This is a genomic window from Streptosporangium sp. NPDC006013, from assembly GCF_040614275.1.
GTDB lineage: Bacteria > Actinomycetota > Actinomycetes > Streptosporangiales > Streptosporangiaceae > Streptosporangium.
The window spans coordinates 1-14,836 of the sequence record NZ_JBEXUE010000246.1; the positions used below are offsets into that span (position 1 = coordinate 1).

Genomic DNA, 14,836 nt, shown 5'->3' on the forward strand with positions numbered 1-14,836 from the left:
GGACAGGGCGGCGCGGCGGGGCCTGGCCGCGGCAGGAGGCATGCTGCTGTTCGTCGTGTTCGTCTTCGGTTACTACGCCGCCTACGACCTCTACCCTGCTGTACGAGGGCGCCGGAGGAGGTCGAGTTGTCCTTGGTGTTGAGGCACTTGCCGCCGCCTGCGTTGACCACCCGGTGGATTCCCCCCAGCGAGTGCGCACCGCTCACCTGAGCGAACACGTCCGCGTCAGCGGATGGCAACACCACAGAAAAGCGCTTTCCCGATGTCAACGAACCGTGAAACTTTCCCCCCGAGCCCGGCATAAGCCGACTTTCTGCTCCTGACCCCGCGTCAGGTCCGGACCAGGCCGGAGTGGTCCCGTGCGTGCTCCGATCCGGTAGTCGTACGATCTTCATCACAGGCGGCCCCGTATCCGACCCGAGACGGAAGGCGACGACATGGCCAGGACCTTTCAGCATCGCATCTACACGATCCAGGAGGGCCTGCTGGAGGAATGGGTGGAGAAGTGGCACTCGCTGGTCGTGCCGCTCCGCCGCGAATTCGGGTTCGAGGTCCACGGCGCCTGGCTGGATCACGAGCGGAACCAGTTCATCTGGGTGCTCTCGTACGACGGGCCGGAGAGCTTCCGGGAGCGGAACCAGGAGTACTGGGACTCTCCCCGCCGCGTTGCGATGGACGTGGACCCGGCGCTCTACCTGGTGGGCCGGATCATCCGCGACGTGACCCCCGTCGACTGAGGCCGACGGGGACGGTTCGACCGTCACCCACACCTGTCGCTTCGCGATACGCGGCTTGGCAGGTCTGGCCGTCCCGGATCTCGTGGGTGCGCTTCTACCGTGCTGTCGTATGGACACCCCAGATCTCCTCATCCGCAACGCCTCCCTCCGTGGCCGTCCCGGCAGGTGGTCGCTGGCGGCGACAGGCGGGCTGCTCAGCCTCGTCGCCGAGGACGACCCCGATCTCGGCCCGGCGACCGAGGTGACCATCGATGCCGACGGCGCCCTGGTCACCGAGCCCTTCGTGGACGCCCACCTGCACCTGTGCAAGGCGCACACCCTCGACGCGGCCGGTCCCGCCGCGCTGTCGGAGTACACCGGCGGCACCATGGGGGCCGCGATGGGAGCCATCGAGACGGCCGCCGCCGTCAAGGCCGGTCAGACGCGGGAGGCCGTCCTGGAGCGGGCCCGGCCGGTGCTGGTGGAGTCCGTGCGGCACGGTGTCCGGGCCGTCCAGGCGTTCGCCGACATCGATCCGGCAGCGGGACTGACCGGGGTGGAGGCGCTGCTGGCGCTGCGCGAGGAGTTCCGCGGCGTGGTCGACGTGCGGGTGGTGGCGTTCCCGCAGGACGGCCTGCTCCGCGAGCCCGGCACCGAGGAACTGGTCACCGAGGCCGTACGGCTCGGCGCCGACGTGGTGGGCGGCATCCCGTGGATCGAGTGGACCGACGCCGACGCCGCCGAGCACGTACGACGCATGGTCGATCTCGCGCGGCGGCACGGGCTGCGCGTCGCCATGCTGGTCGACGACGCCGGAGACCCGGGGCTGCGGACGACCGAGATGCTCGCTCGGGAACTGCTGGAGCGGAACATGATCGGGCGTGGCAGCGCCCAGCACGCGCGGGCGATGGCGGTCTATCCCGAGCCGTACCTGCGGCGCCTGGCCGGACTGTGCCGCGCGGCGGGGCTCGGTTTCGTCAGCGACCCGCACACCGGACCGCTCCATCTACCGGTCTTCGAGCTGGCCGGCGCCGGGGTTCCGGTCGCGCTGGGGCAGGACGACATCGAGGACGCCTACTACCCGTTCGGGCGGCACAACCTGCTGGAGGTGGCGTTCCTGGCCGCGCACCTGCTCGACGCCCGCACCGACGCCGCCCTGGAACGGCTGTACGGCATGGTGACCGTCGATGCCGCGCGGGTCGTCGGCCTGCCCGCCCACCGTCTGGAACCCGGGGCTCCCGCCGACCTCGTCGTCCTTGAGGGGCGGACCCTTCGCGAGGCTCTGACCCGGCACTCGCCGCCCCGCCACGTCGTCGTCGCGGGCCGGGTCGTGGCCTCGTCCACCCGGCACACCGCTTTCGGAGCCGGTGTCCCGCACTGAAGGGGGACGGCAGCGTCACAGGTGGCTATTGACTCATTCTCGCAGGCAGGTATCTTTTTTTATAGGAAAGTTTCCTAAAGGAAACCTTGCGGGACACTTCCGCCGCACCGAGAACCACGGAGGAAGCACACGTGAAACCAAGGAAGTGGGCCACGGCCCTTTCCAGCACCGCACTGCTCACCACCGCCATTCTGATGAGCACGGCCTCCACCGCCCACGCGATCCCGGACAACTGCACCACCCAGGTAGCGGGATCGACGGTTTCCAGCTACTGCGCGAGCGGCACCGGAGAACATCAGGTCGCCGTGACCGTCCTCCACGTCAACCCGGCCGTCGGATACGTCTACAACGTGGGCCCATGGCAGCCCGCGGGGGTCACCTCCACCGCCACCCTCCCCCCGGGCACGATCGTGTCCCTGCGGGTGAACAAGCGCTGAGAACCGCTCGGGCGGGGACCCTCCGGCCGGAGGGTCCCCGCCTGCCGGCGATATCCGTGCCACGGCGAGCCCGGACGACGCCCTCCCCGGTGAGCGTCCGGCCGCCGGCCACTGGACCTCGATCGCTCAGCCGAGGGGGTTGTCCTTCTCCCGCAGCCTCTCCATGGCGAGCCCGTACATGCGGGCCTTGATGGTGCCGAGGGTGGGGCCGCTCTTGGCCGTCTGGGCGCGAGCGATCTCCATGGCGGTCTGCCGCACGGCGTCCTCGTCCACCGCGCGGTCGACGATGGCGGCGGCCAGGGCGTCATGGCCGCCGTAGCGACGTGCGGTGGTCATCGCCTCGTGCGCGGTCTGCGGGGCCAGCCGAGCCTGAATCAGCGCGGACATACCCGGGGTGAACGGGACGTTGATGTCGGCTTCCGGCAGGCACCAGTAGCCCCGGTCGGCGCGCATCACGCGGAAGTCGTGGGCCAGGGAGAACATGGCGCCGGCCGCGAAGGTGTGCCCCTGCAGGGCGGCCACGGTGACCATCGGCAGGGCCAGCATCCGCGCCAGGAGCTCGTGGACGCCGACCACGTAGTCCTGGTGCCGGTCGGCATTGGCGAACAGCCAGTCCAGGTCCAGGCCGTTGGAGAAGAACTTGCCGGTCGCGACGGTCACCAGGGCACGGGGCCCCTCCGCCTTCTCCACCTCGTCCAGCGCGGCGTTGACGGAGGCGATCCAGTCGGGGTGGAAACGGTTCTCGGTGTCCCCGATGTCGAGGATGAAGACGTCGTCCTGACGGTCGAGCGTGGGCATGACTGATTCCTTTCGCGGCTGTCGCTCATGCGCACCTGACCCGGCCCGGCGGGGGTCGGCAGCCGCACCCGCGACGAGCGAGCCGTCGAACATGAACACCTTCCTGACGTCGAAGACCGGCAGGAGCTTGCGTCAGCAACGACGCTACTAGCGAGTAACTACGGCGAATCGCATAGTACATGGAAGCGACTCACTTGTCCGCAGGATCAGCCCCGAGCGGGGAGTCATAACCCGGCGTGACGGGAAGCCCCCTTCCAGTTCCTGTCCGCCACCGGCGGGTCATCGGACCGCCCCGAGGTTTTGAAGTCCTGTGACCGACCGCCTCGGGTCCCTCTGCTTACCGTGGGAACAGGTTCCCCGCCGCGCCGACCGCTCGGGCATCGTCACCGCCGGGCACCATGCCCGACCACGCTTTCTCCCAGAGCCAGAGCTGGAGATCTCCACCCGCGAGGAGATTCGATGATCAAGGTCAGGAACGCTCTCGCAGCCGGGACGATGACGGCCTCCGCCCTCCTCGCCCCCATGACGACGCCGGCCCCGTCCGCCGTCGCGGACACCGTGACCTCGAACGCCTCGACCACTCTCACCTCCGCCCAGAAGCCCTGCCACAAGCACAGGCACCCCGAGAGGTGCCGCGCCCGGCGCGGTCACGGCGGCGACCACGGCAACATCGGCGGTGACGGTGTCGGCATCGGCGGCGGCCGCGGCAAGGTCGGTATCGGTGGCGGCATCAGCGACAACAGGGCTCCCGGTAACAGAGGCGGGGCGGGGATCGACAACTGACAGGAGCGTGGGCGGCTCCGTTCCTCGGTGTGGGCCACGAACATGCGGCGTCCCGGACCGGTACTTCCGTTGAGGAACGTCACGGCACCCACGACATGAAGCCGTGGGCCGGCCCTCGACATGTCGCAGAACTACCGCCCGGCCTCGTGCGCGTCGACCAGCCGCTTGGGGGCCGTCAGGCACCACGCCTCGGTGACCAGCTCGAACAGCTCATCCGGATCGATCTTCGCGAGGTGCACCACGATCCAGCCGAACCGGCCCGCGGTGAACTGAACCTCGAACACCTCCGGCCGCTCCGCCACCAGCGCGATCTGCTCATCGATCGTCGCCTTGAGACCCACGGTCTCCGTGTCTCCCCAGATGTAGCCGAAACCCTTGCCCCGGACCTTCAGCGAGGTCCAGCTGCCGGAGTCGCTCTGCTGAACCTCGGGAAGCCTGTCGAGCATCTCCAGGAACTCACCAACACTCACACCCATGGGCCACGTCTATCAGAACGCTCCGACAATCCCCGCGAACCACCCCGCCGTCGAAGGCCACCGCGGGCACGGCCCAGCCAGGACGACCGCAGCGGATGGACGCCCCCTCCTGCCGGAACCTCTCACGCCACCCGCCACCTGCCCTGATCAGGTATCGCACATCCCGCGCAGCACGATGGCGAGGCCGCCGTAGAACTCCTCGTCGGCGCCGACGAGACGCGCGTGACCCGCCGTCTCGGCCATATACGGGAAGTCGGCGGGGGCGAGCCCGGCGATGACGGTCGTGCCCGCGCCCAACAGCGGGCCCAGATGCTCCAGCTGGACCGCGCCGATCACGTAGCTCAGCAGACCGCGCAGCGCGATGACCCGGTCCGCACCCGCCAGGCCGGCCTCGGTGAGGATGCCGAGCACCGCCTCCGACCAGCGCAGCACCCCCGCGGAACGGTGCCGATGGGTCATCGTCAGCGGCACGACGTGCGGGTGCGCGCCCACCTGGTCGCGCAACCTGCCGACCAGTGTGGTGACCCGTTCGCGCCATGACGTCCCCGGCGGCGGTGAGACGTCGACGCCGCCGAGCACCAGCTCGACCACGAGCCCTTCCACTTCCTGGCGGTCGCCGACATAGCGGTAGAGCGCCATCGCGCTCATGCCGAGCTCCGTGGCGACCGCGCGCATCGACAGGGCCGCGAGGCCGTCGCGGTCGATGACGGCGAGGGCGGCGGCGGCGATCTGGTCCTGGGTGAGCGAGCGCGGGCGTGGCATGGCGGTTGAAAGTGTACGGCATACGCCTACAATCGTAGGCGTATGCCGTACGCCTACGAAGGGGTTCCGATGCGTCTCCAGCCTGGCTCCACCGTCTCCGCCCGCGAACTGTCCTCCGTCACCGGCCCCGCGGCCCCCGTCCCGGACCGGGACCATCTCGTTCACCTGCAGTTCCGGCGCTTCGCCGGCTGCCCGGTCTGCAACCTGCACCTGCGCTCCTTCGTCACCCGGCACGCCGAGATCGAGGCCGCCGGAATCCGCGAGGTGGTGGTGTTCCACTCCCCCGCCGAGGAACTGGCCGAGCACGCCACGGGCCTGCCGTTCGCCGTCGTCGCCGACCCGGACAAGAAGCTGTACGCGGAGTTCGGCGTGGAACAGGCGCCCCGCGCGCTGCTCGACCCCCGGGTCTGGGCGACGATCGTCCTGGCCGTCGTACGCGGTATCTGGACGGTCGCCCGCGGGCAGGAGCGCCTACCGTCCATCCGGCCGCGCGGCGGGCGGCTCGGACTCCCCGCCGACTTCCTGATCGCCCCCGACGGCCGGGTGGTCGCGTGCGGGTACGGCGAGCACGCCTACGACCAGTGGCCACTCGACGAGGTACTGACCCTGGCGGCCCGCGCACGCCGGGCGGAGACCCGCTGAATCAGTCACCCTCGCCGGGAAGGGGCTCGCCGGTCTCCAGCAGCGTCTTGAGGCCGGACAGGATGTGCGGCCAGCCCTCGCCGACGCCCTCCAGCAGGGTGCTGCCGGGGTCGAAGCCGTCGTGGACGACGGTCAGCTTGACCATCCGGCCGAGCGGTTCGATGTCGAAGGTCACCTTCGACCTGCGCTCCTTGGCCCACTGAGCGGCGACCTCCGCACCCAGCTCCCAGACCTCGGCGTACTCCGGGGTGAAGGTGTGCCAGGAGTAGGCCAGCCGGCGGTAGGGGTCGGATTCGAGCACCACCTGCTCGGGGTCGGCGATCTTCACCCCGCGCTCCTCCCAGGTCATCGTCGATCCCACCTTCCAGTCCGACTCGAAGCCGACCCCCCAGTAACGACGGGTGAAGGCGGGGTCGGTCAGCGCCTGCCAGAGCCGTTCCGGCGTGGTGCCGATGTAGGTCGTGTAGACGAACTCGGGGTTGCCCATCGGTTCCTGCTCCAATGCTCTCTTCAGGTCGGCGAGCGCGCGCACCCGGCCACGGTCGTACCGGTCGATCCAGCGCTCGGCGATGGCGTTGATCGGCGCGGCGTTGAGGTAGTGCAACTTCTCCCGGCCGCTCCGCACCGTGGTCACCAGGTCGGCCGCCTCCAGCACCGCCAGATGCTTGCTGACCGACTGCCGGGCCATGTCCAGCCCGGCACACAGCTCACGCAGGCTCTGCCCGTTGCGGGCGTTCAAACTGTCGAGCAGCCGGCGGCGACTGGCATCGGCCAGCGCCTTGAAAACCTCGTCCATCTCATGCCACCCCAAACATGCAGCCATCTGGCTGCCAAAGAAATATAGGCAGCTGATTGGCTGCATGTCAACGGCTCCCCCGAAGACCCTCTGGCGCCAGGGACAAGCGTCACGAGATGATCATCCTGTGGCGGATGTGATTTTCTTCGATCTGGACGGCACCCTGGTCGATCATCGAAGCGCGGTCCTGGAAACGATCGGCCAGATCGTCCAGGTCGCGCCGAACGCGACGGCTCCACCGGAGGAGCTGGTGACCTTGTGGTGGACGCTGGAGGGGCGCCACATGCGGGAATACCTGGCCGGTCAGTGCTCCTTCGCTGAGCACCACCGACGCAGGCTCCGTTCCTTCCTGCCGATGCTCGGCGAGCCGGTTCCGGAAAGTCCCGGCCTTCTGGACGCCTGGATCGCCGACCGCTACCTCACCGTGTTCGAGGAGTCCTGGCGGAGCTATCCCGATGTCCAGCCATGCCTGGAGACCCTGAAACGGCTTCCCCGAGGACCGCGTCTGGCCGTTCTCACCAACGGGGATCCCGAGCAGCAGCGCGCCAAGCTCGCCCGCTTCGGCCTCCTGGAATACTTCGAAGCCGTCCTGACCCCGACCGAGCTCGGTGTGGCCAAGCCCGTCGCCTACGCCACCGCCTGCCGGTGGATGCGGACGGACCCCGCGCAGGCGGTCAACGTGGGCGACATGCTGGAAAGCGACGTGAACGCAGCCGCCCTCGCCGGGCTCACCGGCATCTGGCTGGACCGCGGCATCGACTTCATCACCGGTGGACCATCGCCGACGGCAGACGAGACGGTGCTCCGCATCGAACGCCTCACCGACCTCCCCGGCCACCTATCACGCACGAACGCCTGACCGGCTCTCACGAACCTCAGCGTGGTTTGAGGGCGGGGACTTCGGTCTTCTCCTCGATGGCCTTGGAGATGCCTCTCTCGACCTGGTGGAGTCGGCTGACCTGTTCCCGATGGCCCCATGGGGAGGCGATCTTGGTGATCTGTCGCCGCTCTGTCGTCACCTGCAGGTCAGGGCAGGTCTCAAGTGGCTACCTGGCCCCACAGCCCGGCCGGGCGCGCACCGAGCGGGTCGCCGAGGATCCTCCGCCCGCCACGGGTTGACCCGTCGGCTCCACAGGTCGAGCGAGCTGCCGTACCTACGGTGATACCGATCCGGAGCGCCGTTTCTGCTGGTCGGCCAAATATGTTGGATGTTCGGCGGCCGTCACCCCGTTCGGCGGCCGGGCCCGCGGGTGACCCGGAGCTGGTTCACCGCCTCGACGACGGGCACCGCGCCGTCCTCTGCCGAGACCCGGACCGACAGGGCCTGGGCCCGCTGCCGATAGGCCGGGTCGGTGATCGCGGTGCTGAGCGCGGCGGCCAGTCGTGCGGGCGTCAGGCGGCGGAACGGGATCGCGGCCGGGGCCACGCCGAGTGCCGTCAGCCTGGACGCCCAGAACGGCTGGTCGTACATGACCGGCACGGCCACGGCGGGCACGCCCGCCCGCACCCCGCTCCCGGTGGTGCCGCTGCCGCAGTGGTGGGCGACGGCGGCCATGCGGGGAAACAGCCAGTCGTGCGGTACGTCGCCGACCGCGAGCACGTCGTCCGAGATGTGTCCCCGCAGGCCGGTCTGCAGCACGCCGCGCAGCCCGGCCCGCCGCAGCGCGTGCACGGCCAGCTCTGTGTACTGCTCGGCCCGCGTGCCCGCCAGGCTGCCGAAGCCGACGAAGACCGGTGTGGGCCCCGATGTCAGGAAGTCGCGCAGCACCGGATCCGGCTGCCGGCCTCGCGGTCGCTCCGGCCACCAGTAACCCGTGATCTCCAGCCCCGGCCGCCAGTCGGCCGGGCGCGGCAGTACCAGCGGGCTGACCCCGTGGAAGACCGGCCAGCGCGTGCTCTCCCGGCGCCGGTAGAGGGCACGCGGGGTCATCGGGGGCAGCCCGAGCCGGGCCCGCATCTTCGTGCTCATCCCGGCGAGCAGCGGGCCGGCGGCGGGCAACTCGAACGCGAGCCGGGCCGCCCTGCGGTTCCCCCACCGCCCGAGCGACCGGCGGAACAGACTCATGACCGGCGGAAAGTCTCCTGTGGGGTCGATCGGTTGCAGGTGCACCCCCATGCTCGGCACGCCCATCGCCTCGGCGACGTGATAGCCCAGCGCGCCCGCCATGCCGAGCAGGAGCAGGTCGGCCTCCTGCTCGGCGATCTCGGCCAGGCCCGCCATGAGCTGCTCGCTGTACTCCTTGAACGCGCTGATGGAGAAGCGGCCGGTCAGCGCGGGGAGCGGGTCTCCGGGAAGTGGTAGATACTCCAGGCCCGCATCGGTCACCAGTTCCGCGTACGGCTCGTGCGCGGCGATGGCCACCTCGTGCCCGGCCTCGCGTAAGCGCATTCCCAACCCCGTGTACGGTGCCACGTCCCCCCGCGTACCGACCCCGATGATCAGAACCCGCATCCGCATCACCCCTCGCCTCGTTTATCATGCACTCGCATGATAAAAGAGACGAACAGACTTTTCCATGCACTCGCATGAGAAAGTAGTGGGATATGCCGAAGATCGTCGACCACGACGCCCGGCGACGGCACATCGCCGAGGCCGTGCACCGCGTCATCCACGACAAGGGCATGGAGAACGTCAGCCTCAGGGAGGTCGCCGCCGAGGCCGGGATGTCCATGGGGGCGGTGCAGTACTACGTCACGACGAAGGACCAGATGCTGCTGCTGGCGCTGGAGCACATCGGGGTCTGGATCGGGATCCGGGTGGCCGCCGTGGCCGCGCGCCAGTCCACGCCGCTCGACCTGCTGCGGGACACCCTGCTGGAGCTGTTGCCGCTGGACGAGGAGCGCAGCTACCTGAACCGCATCGGGCTGGCGTTCCAGGCGAGCTCGGTGGTGTCCGACAACCAGGCGGCCGCGATGCGGCTCGGGCTGCCGCTCCTGCTGGCCCTCCTCGCCGAGCAGATCAGGGCCGCCCAGGCCGCCGGGCAGCTTGCCGCCCACCTGGATGCCGGCAAGGAGGCGAGCATCCTGTACGCCTTCGCGCAGGGCATCGTGAACGCCACCCTGGTCGGGCACTACACGCCCGAGGAGGTCGCGGCGTTGCTCGACTACCACTTGGCGCGGCTCCGCGCGGGGTGATGGCCGTAGCGGGAATCTTCGGCCGGACCGGTGCCTTTCTGCCAGCGGCTGCGGTAGCGGCCCCGGCTCTCGTTCGGACGAGAAGGCCGGGGCCGGGTGGCGATCAGGTCAGGCGTGGCCCGCCGGCGCCTTCGGTGATTCGTCGGTCCAGCCCGACTCCAGAACGGCGCTCCAACCGGCCGGTCGAAGGTCTGCACAGCCCTGCTCGCCGGCCGACCTACCGACCGACAGCAGGCGCCCGGTGTCCTTGTCGAACAGGACCTGCGTCTCAGTGCCGTAGCTGGGCTCGCAGCTTCGCAACGCGACCCCTACCGCGTCACGGCCCAGCGGGTCCCGTACGCCGCCGAGGGAACGGACCTCGGGCAGATCGGCCATCAGCCGGAACAGTGCCGCCCTGACCTCGGAAGGGGCAGGCAGTTCGAGCAGCAGTTCGGCCGCCTGCTCAAACAGGATCTCATCTCGTCTCTTGTCGCTCATCCCAGGACCCTGCCACTGGATCAGGACCTCTTTCAGCGCCTCCGGTTCGGTGGGCAGGCGCTCGATATCGGCGACGGAGACCGCCTTGCCGTTGACGTTGGGCCAGCTCGACCCCGGCTCGGCAAAATCGTTCAGCCGACTGGCGTAAGGCGTCTTGCCTGTCTCATCGCTCAACGCCCGGTTGCCGCGGGCGCAGGTGAAATGAGCTTGATCCGAGCTGAACTCGCCCTCCTTGGGGGGTTCCGCGCCCTTGACGGCGTCCAATCGGGTCCAGGAGTGGACTATCCACCAACTCGGATCCTTGGGCGACTTCGCAACCCACGTCTCATCTCGGCAAACGCCACGCGATGACCTTCCGCTGAACAAACCGCCCGAGTTCACACCCCGGGTATGCCAGTACCGGCCGGCGACGGTCGGCACTTTCACGGTCTGCTCCGCGGCGGCGAGCAGCAGACCGCGCGCGGCGGGCTCGGCGGACCGGTCGCCGGCACCGCCAGGCACCAGGGTCACGGCCACCGCGAGCCCCGCCGCCACCACTCCCGCCGTGCCCAGTCCCCAGCCCGGCTTGATGCGGCCACGACGGGGGACGACCGAGACCGTGGACGGCCGGGTGGTCGCGGCGGCGATGATCCGGTCGAGCCGTTCCGGATCGTCCACCGGCTTGAGCGAAGCGGGACGAGTGTCAGAGAGCGACTTCATCACATCGGTCTTCTTCACCGGGTTGACTCCTTTATGAATGCCAGCGATTCGGAGGGGGACACGGCGGCGCCGGTGATCGCGTCGGGCTCAGCGGCCATCGCACGCTCCAGCCTGCGCCGGGCACGGTGCAACCGGACAAAGAACGTGGCGGTGGAGCAGCCGACGACCTTCGCCGCATCCACGGCCCGCAGCCCGTGCCAGGCGACCAGCGTGAGCACTTCACGATCATCATCGGAGAGCGCAGCGAGCCCCCGCAAAACGGCTGCCCTCTCGGTCACCGACTCGGCGACGTCGCGCGCTGTCAGCTCCGTGACCGAGCCCCACGTCGACAGCTCGTTCTCCAGCGACTGACGCCGAGCCTCTGCACGGTACGACTCGCGCAGCACGTTGCGGGCGACGCCGAGCAGCCAGGGGAGCGCCTCGTCCGGCACGTCGTCGATCCGCCGCCACGCAACGCAGAACGTCTCACTCGCCACCTCCTCCGCGAGCTGCCGTCCCGCACGGCTGACCGCGTACGCGTACACGCTCGAATAGCAGGAGCTGTACAAGACGGTGAACCGGTCCCGAGGACCAGGTTCGATCATGCGTCCTCCCTTCCCTTAAGTGCGCCAGTACCAGGGAAGTGAGCGGACCGCGCTATTTCTTACAGCCTGAGGGGAGTTTGCGCGCCGCACGGCCGGTGATCTTCCGCCCCTTCACTCGAGCTGTACAGCGTGGACCTGCGCTGAGAGGGATTAGCGCACGATCCGGTGCCAATGTTCCTCAGACCCCGACCCGTCGGCCAGGCCTCGTCCCGGTGCCCATTGGCGGAAAGTAGAGGAGTAAGCAAAGATCGACGGGTTGATCCGCTATGGGGCCGCAGCCCCCGTCGAAGGGTAGACAAGTGATCAGGTCTGTTACGAAGGTCGTCGCCGTGGCGGCCCTGGCCGCCGGCGTTCTCGCGGCCAACCCGGCATACACGGCGTACGCGGCATCCGCCCCCTACACTCCCGAGGGTGTCTGCGGGGCGGGGTTCACCCGGGTGAAGGACGGCACCCGCCCCCTCAAGTCCGGACGTGACACCTTCGGCTACGTCTACCTCATGTACAACCGCAGCACCGGTTACAACTGCGTGGTCAGTATCAAGACCGCCTTCTACCGGACCGCCACCTACACCACCGCCACCCTGACGGTGCAGGGCAGCAAACCGAAGACCGACGAGGGCAAGTTCAAGTACTACGCCGGGCCGGTCAAGCTGAAGGCCCGTGGCAAGTGCGTCTCGTACTGGGGCAGCACCCGGGACACCCGGCTGGACTACGCCGAGGCGACCGGCGGCCGCAGGACCTTCGGCAACTGCGGATAGCGAGACCTCAAGCGCCGGCCTCGCCCCCGGCCTGACGGCTCCAGGTGGCGTGGTAGGTGCTGGAGGTCACCGTTCACCCGGCGCCGACAGTGCCCGCGCAGCGAGTCGGTGGTGCCGAGATCGGCATGAATCGGCATGAATCGGCATGGCCCCGCCCGTGTCCGGGCGGGGCCACCCCCGGGCTCTACCGGGACGGCGTCCCGTATGACACCGTGCTCGGCACCGGGGCGTACCCGCTGGGCCGGGTGGTGAAGGTTCCCCTGCCCTGGGTGCGGCTGCGCAGCCGGGTCGCGTAGCCGAACAGCTCGGCCAGCGGCACGGTCGCGGTGATCACCACTGTGCCTGCCCGCGCGGTCGAGCCGGAGACCCGGCCGCGCCGTGCCGACAGATCGCCCAGCACCCCGCCGATGGCGTCGTCCGGTACGGTGACCGTGACCTCGGCCAGCGGTTCCAGCAACGCCATCACGCCGGTCCGCAGCGCCTCCCGCAGCGCGAGCCGGCCTGCCGTCCGGAACGCCATCTCCGAGGAGTCCTTGGCATGGGTGGCTCCGTCGGTCAGCGTGACCCGCAGGCCGGTCACCGGATGCCCGCCGAGTGGCCCCTCGACCAGGGCATCCCGGCAACCGGCCTCCACCGCCCGGACGTACTCCCGCGGTACCCGTCCACCGACGACGGTCGAGTGGAACACGAAGTCCACCGCGCCGCCGGTGGCGTCCAGCGGCTCCACGTCAAGGACGACGTGGGCGAACTGACCGGCGCCTCCCTCCTGCTTGACGTGCCGGTACAGCAGCCCGGACACCCCGCGGACGACCGTCTCCCGGTAGGCCACCTGTGGCCGGCCGGCGCTGACATCGAGCCCGTGGGTACGGCGGATCTTCTCCACCGCGACCTCCAGATGCAGTTCCCCCATCCCCGACAGCACCGTCTGGCCGGTCTCGGGGTCGGTCCTGACCACCAGCGAGGGATCCTCCTCGGCCAGCCGGGCCAGCGCCGACGCGAAGCGGTCGGTATCGGTGCTCCTCCGGGCCTCGACCGCCATGGAGACCACCGGATCGGCCACACTCGGCGGTTCGAAGAGCAACGGCTCCGCGGGGGCGCACAGGGTGGCACCGGTGCGGACCGCCTTCAACCCGACCACCGCGACGATGTCCCCGGCCACCGCCAGGTCCACCTCCGTGTGCCGGTCGGCCTGTACCCGCAGGATGCGGCCGACCCGCTCGGTGCGCCGCGCGCCGGCGTCCAGCACCGCGTCTCCCCTTCTGATCGTCCCCGAGTACACCCGTAGGTAGGTCAGCCGCCCGGTGGCGGTCGAACTCACCTTGAAAGCCAGCGCGGCGAACGGCGCCGCCGGGTCGGCGGCCCGCTCCCGCACCGCGCCGTCCCAGGTGCCGCGTACCGCCGGCACGTTCGTCGGCGAGGGCAGGTAGGCCGTGACGGCGTCCAGCAGCGGTTCGATCCCGCGGTTGCGGTAGGCCGATCCGCACAGCACCGGCACGCCCTCACCCGTACGGGTCAGGTCGCGCAGCGCGACGGTGAGGGTCTGCGCGGAGATCGCCGACTCCGCGCAGAACTCCTCCAGCGCGATCGGGTGCAGTTCGGCCACCGCCTCCTCCAGCAGCCGGCGGCGGCGGTACGCCTCCTGTCGCAGGGTGTCCGGCACCGTGCCCTCCCTGGGCCTGTCGCGATCGCCGGTCCAGACCAGCGATCGCATGCGCAGCAGATCCACCACTCCGGTGAACCCGTCCTCGCGTCCGATCGGCAGCTGGACCACCAGCGGGACCACCCGCAACCGCTCGCGGATCGACTCGACCGCCGTATCGAGGTCGGCACCGGCACGATCCAGCTTGTTGACGAAGGCGATCCGCGGCACTCCGTACCGGTCGGCCTGCCGCCACACCGACTCGCTCTGCGGTTCGACTCCGGCGACACCGTCGAACACCGCGATCGCGCCGTCGAGCACCCGCAGCGAGCGCTCCACCTCGTCGGAGAAGTCGACGTGACCCGGTGTGTCGATCAGATTGATCCGATGGCCGTCCCAGGCGCAGCTCACCGCCGCGGCGAAGATGGTGATCCCGCGATCGCGTTCCTGGGAGTCGAAGTCGGTGACGGTCGTCCCGTCATGTACCTCGCCACGCTTGTAGGTGGCGCCGGTGATGTACAGGATCCGTTCGGTGATGGTGGTCTTGCCCGCATCGACATGGGCGAGGATGCCCAGATTACGGACGCCGGTCAGCTGGTCGGTGAGGTGATGGTTCAGGTTGGTACGCACGGCCTATGGCCCTTCGGGACGCTCCACAGAGGACAGCGCGCTTCCCGGACGAAAAGACCCCCGATGCGGCGTGACCGCATCGGCGTCGGACAGACAGGGGTCAGGCGTTCGTCACGGACGTCC

At 69.5% G+C, this 14,836-nt stretch carries 16 protein-coding genes; 8 read left to right on the forward strand and 8 right to left on the reverse strand.

What is annotated here, in order from left to right:
- Positions 1-437 precede the first annotated feature (437 nt).
- The 3 genes from ABZ260_RS30760 (at position 438) to ABZ260_RS30770 (ending at position 2,534) form a co-directional block, all read left to right on the forward strand.
- Positions 438-737 (forward strand): NIPSNAP family protein, encoded by a 300-nt coding sequence (locus ABZ260_RS30760; protein ID WP_355561685.1) that lies wholly within the window; start codon positions 438-440, stop codon positions 735-737.
- A 109-nt stretch (positions 738-846) separates the two neighbouring features.
- Positions 847-2,097 carry an amidohydrolase family protein gene (locus tag ABZ260_RS30765; protein WP_355624824.1) on the forward strand — a complete coding sequence of 417 codons (1,251 nt, stop codon included), beginning with the start codon at positions 847-849 and terminating at the stop codon, positions 2,095-2,097.
- Between the two features lie 131 nt (positions 2,098-2,228).
- Positions 2,229-2,534: a hypothetical protein gene (locus tag ABZ260_RS30770; RefSeq protein WP_350923467.1), complete on the forward strand. Its 306-nt coding sequence runs from the start codon at positions 2,229-2,231 to the stop codon at positions 2,532-2,534.
- A gap of 126 nt (positions 2,535-2,660) precedes the next feature.
- Here ABZ260_RS30770 and ABZ260_RS30775 read toward each other — a convergent pair whose 3' ends face one another.
- Positions 2,661-3,332: an enoyl-CoA hydratase-related protein gene (locus tag ABZ260_RS30775; RefSeq protein WP_355624826.1), complete on the reverse strand. Its 672-nt coding sequence runs from the start codon at positions 3,330-3,332 to the stop codon at positions 2,661-2,663.
- Positions 3,333-3,791: 459 nt separating this feature from the next.
- Between ABZ260_RS30775 and ABZ260_RS30780 the strand changes: the two genes are divergently transcribed.
- Complete coding sequence (locus ABZ260_RS30780) at positions 3,792-4,115, forward strand: hypothetical protein (protein WP_355624828.1); 324 nt, start codon at positions 3,792-3,794, stop codon at positions 4,113-4,115.
- 131 nt (positions 4,116-4,246) lie between these two features.
- Here ABZ260_RS30780 and ABZ260_RS30785 read toward each other — a convergent pair whose 3' ends face one another.
- Positions 4,247-4,591, reverse strand: coding sequence for an MmcQ/YjbR family DNA-binding protein (locus ABZ260_RS30785; RefSeq protein ID WP_350923449.1), 345 nt, complete (start codon positions 4,589-4,591; stop codon positions 4,247-4,249).
- Positions 4,592-4,738: 147 nt separating this feature from the next.
- Positions 4,739-5,353, reverse strand: a complete 615-nt coding sequence (locus tag ABZ260_RS30790; RefSeq protein WP_355624830.1) for a TetR/AcrR family transcriptional regulator — start codon at positions 5,351-5,353, stop codon at positions 4,739-4,741.
- 69 nt (positions 5,354-5,422) lie between these two features.
- Between ABZ260_RS30790 and ABZ260_RS30795 the strand changes: the two genes are divergently transcribed.
- A complete protein-coding gene (locus ABZ260_RS30795; RefSeq protein WP_355624832.1) occupies positions 5,423-5,995 on the forward strand; it encodes a peroxiredoxin-like family protein in 573 nt (190 codons plus the stop codon).
- Between the two features lies 1 nt (position 5,996).
- On the opposite strand, the gene ABZ260_RS30800 is transcribed toward ABZ260_RS30795, so the two are convergent.
- Positions 5,997-6,791 (reverse strand): metalloregulator ArsR/SmtB family transcription factor, encoded by a 795-nt coding sequence (locus ABZ260_RS30800; RefSeq protein WP_355624834.1) that lies wholly within the window; start codon positions 6,789-6,791, stop codon positions 5,997-5,999.
- Between the two features lie 127 nt (positions 6,792-6,918).
- Between ABZ260_RS30800 and ABZ260_RS30805 the strand changes: the two genes are divergently transcribed.
- Entirely contained in the window at positions 6,919-7,650 is a 732-nt protein-coding gene (locus tag ABZ260_RS30805) for an HAD family hydrolase (RefSeq protein WP_355624836.1), read from the forward strand.
- 363 nt (positions 7,651-8,013) lie between these two features.
- Here the strand turns inward: ABZ260_RS30805 and ABZ260_RS30810 are convergent, their stop codons facing one another.
- Positions 8,014-9,243 carry a glycosyltransferase gene (locus ABZ260_RS30810; protein WP_355624838.1) on the reverse strand — a complete coding sequence of 410 codons (1,230 nt, stop codon included), beginning with the start codon at positions 9,241-9,243 and terminating at the stop codon, positions 8,014-8,016.
- Between the two features lie 92 nt (positions 9,244-9,335).
- On the opposite strand from ABZ260_RS30810, the gene ABZ260_RS30815 reads away from it, so the two are divergent.
- Positions 9,336-9,926 (forward strand): TetR family transcriptional regulator C-terminal domain-containing protein, encoded by a 591-nt coding sequence (locus ABZ260_RS30815; RefSeq protein WP_355624840.1) that lies wholly within the window; start codon positions 9,336-9,338, stop codon positions 9,924-9,926.
- 108 nt (positions 9,927-10,034) lie between these two features.
- Here ABZ260_RS30815 and ABZ260_RS30820 read toward each other — a convergent pair whose 3' ends face one another.
- Positions 10,035-11,120, reverse strand: a complete 1,086-nt coding sequence (locus ABZ260_RS30820) for a CU044_5270 family protein (RefSeq protein ID WP_355624842.1) — start codon at positions 11,118-11,120, stop codon at positions 10,035-10,037.
- Positions 11,117-11,686: an RNA polymerase sigma factor gene (locus tag ABZ260_RS30825; protein WP_355624844.1), complete on the reverse strand. Its 570-nt coding sequence runs from the start codon at positions 11,684-11,686 to the stop codon at positions 11,117-11,119. Before ABZ260_RS30825 ends, ABZ260_RS30820 begins: the two co-directional genes overlap by 4 nt.
- Before the next feature lie 299 nt (positions 11,687-11,985).
- Here ABZ260_RS30825 and ABZ260_RS30830 point away from each other — a divergent pair, with 299 nt between their 5' ends.
- Positions 11,986-12,444: a hypothetical protein gene (locus ABZ260_RS30830; RefSeq protein ID WP_355624846.1), complete on the forward strand. Its 459-nt coding sequence runs from the start codon at positions 11,986-11,988 to the stop codon at positions 12,442-12,444.
- A 184-nt stretch (positions 12,445-12,628) separates the two neighbouring features.
- On the opposite strand, the gene fusA is transcribed toward ABZ260_RS30830, so the two are convergent.
- Positions 12,629-14,713, reverse strand: coding sequence for an elongation factor G (gene fusA / locus ABZ260_RS30835; RefSeq protein ID WP_355624848.1), 2,085 nt, complete (start codon positions 14,711-14,713; stop codon positions 12,629-12,631).
- Between the last annotated feature and the right edge of the window lie 123 nt (positions 14,714-14,836).

Coding starts and splice junctions, on each gene's coding strand:
- ABZ260_RS30790 (WP_355624830.1), bottom strand. CDS start 5,353: ATGCCACGCCCGCGCTCGCTCACCCAGGACCAGATCGCCGCCGCCGCC.
- ABZ260_RS30810 (WP_355624838.1), bottom strand. CDS start 9,243: ATGCGGGTTCTGATCATCGGGGTCGGTACGCGGGGGGACGTGGCACCG.
- ABZ260_RS30800 (WP_355624834.1), bottom strand. CDS start 6,791: ATGGACGAGGTTTTCAAGGCGCTGGCCGATGCCAGTCGCCGCCGGCTG.
- ABZ260_RS30775 (WP_355624826.1), bottom strand. CDS start 3,332: ATGCCCACGCTCGACCGTCAGGACGACGTCTTCATCCTCGACATCGGG.
- ABZ260_RS30825 (WP_355624844.1), bottom strand. CDS start 11,686: ATGATCGAACCTGGTCCTCGGGACCGGTTCACCGTCTTGTACAGCTCC.
- ABZ260_RS30765 (WP_355624824.1), top strand. CDS start 847: ATGGACACCCCAGATCTCCTCATCCGCAACGCCTCCCTCCGTGGCCGT.
- ABZ260_RS30785 (WP_350923449.1), bottom strand. CDS start 4,591: ATGGGTGTGAGTGTTGGTGAGTTCCTGGAGATGCTCGACAGGCTTCCC.
- ABZ260_RS30780 (WP_355624828.1), top strand. CDS start 3,792: ATGATCAAGGTCAGGAACGCTCTCGCAGCCGGGACGATGACGGCCTCC.
- ABZ260_RS30760 (WP_355561685.1), top strand. CDS start 438: ATGGCCAGGACCTTTCAGCATCGCATCTACACGATCCAGGAGGGCCTG.
- ABZ260_RS30815 (WP_355624840.1), top strand. CDS start 9,336: ATGCCGAAGATCGTCGACCACGACGCCCGGCGACGGCACATCGCCGAG.
- ABZ260_RS30795 (WP_355624832.1), top strand. CDS start 5,423: ATGCGTCTCCAGCCTGGCTCCACCGTCTCCGCCCGCGAACTGTCCTCC.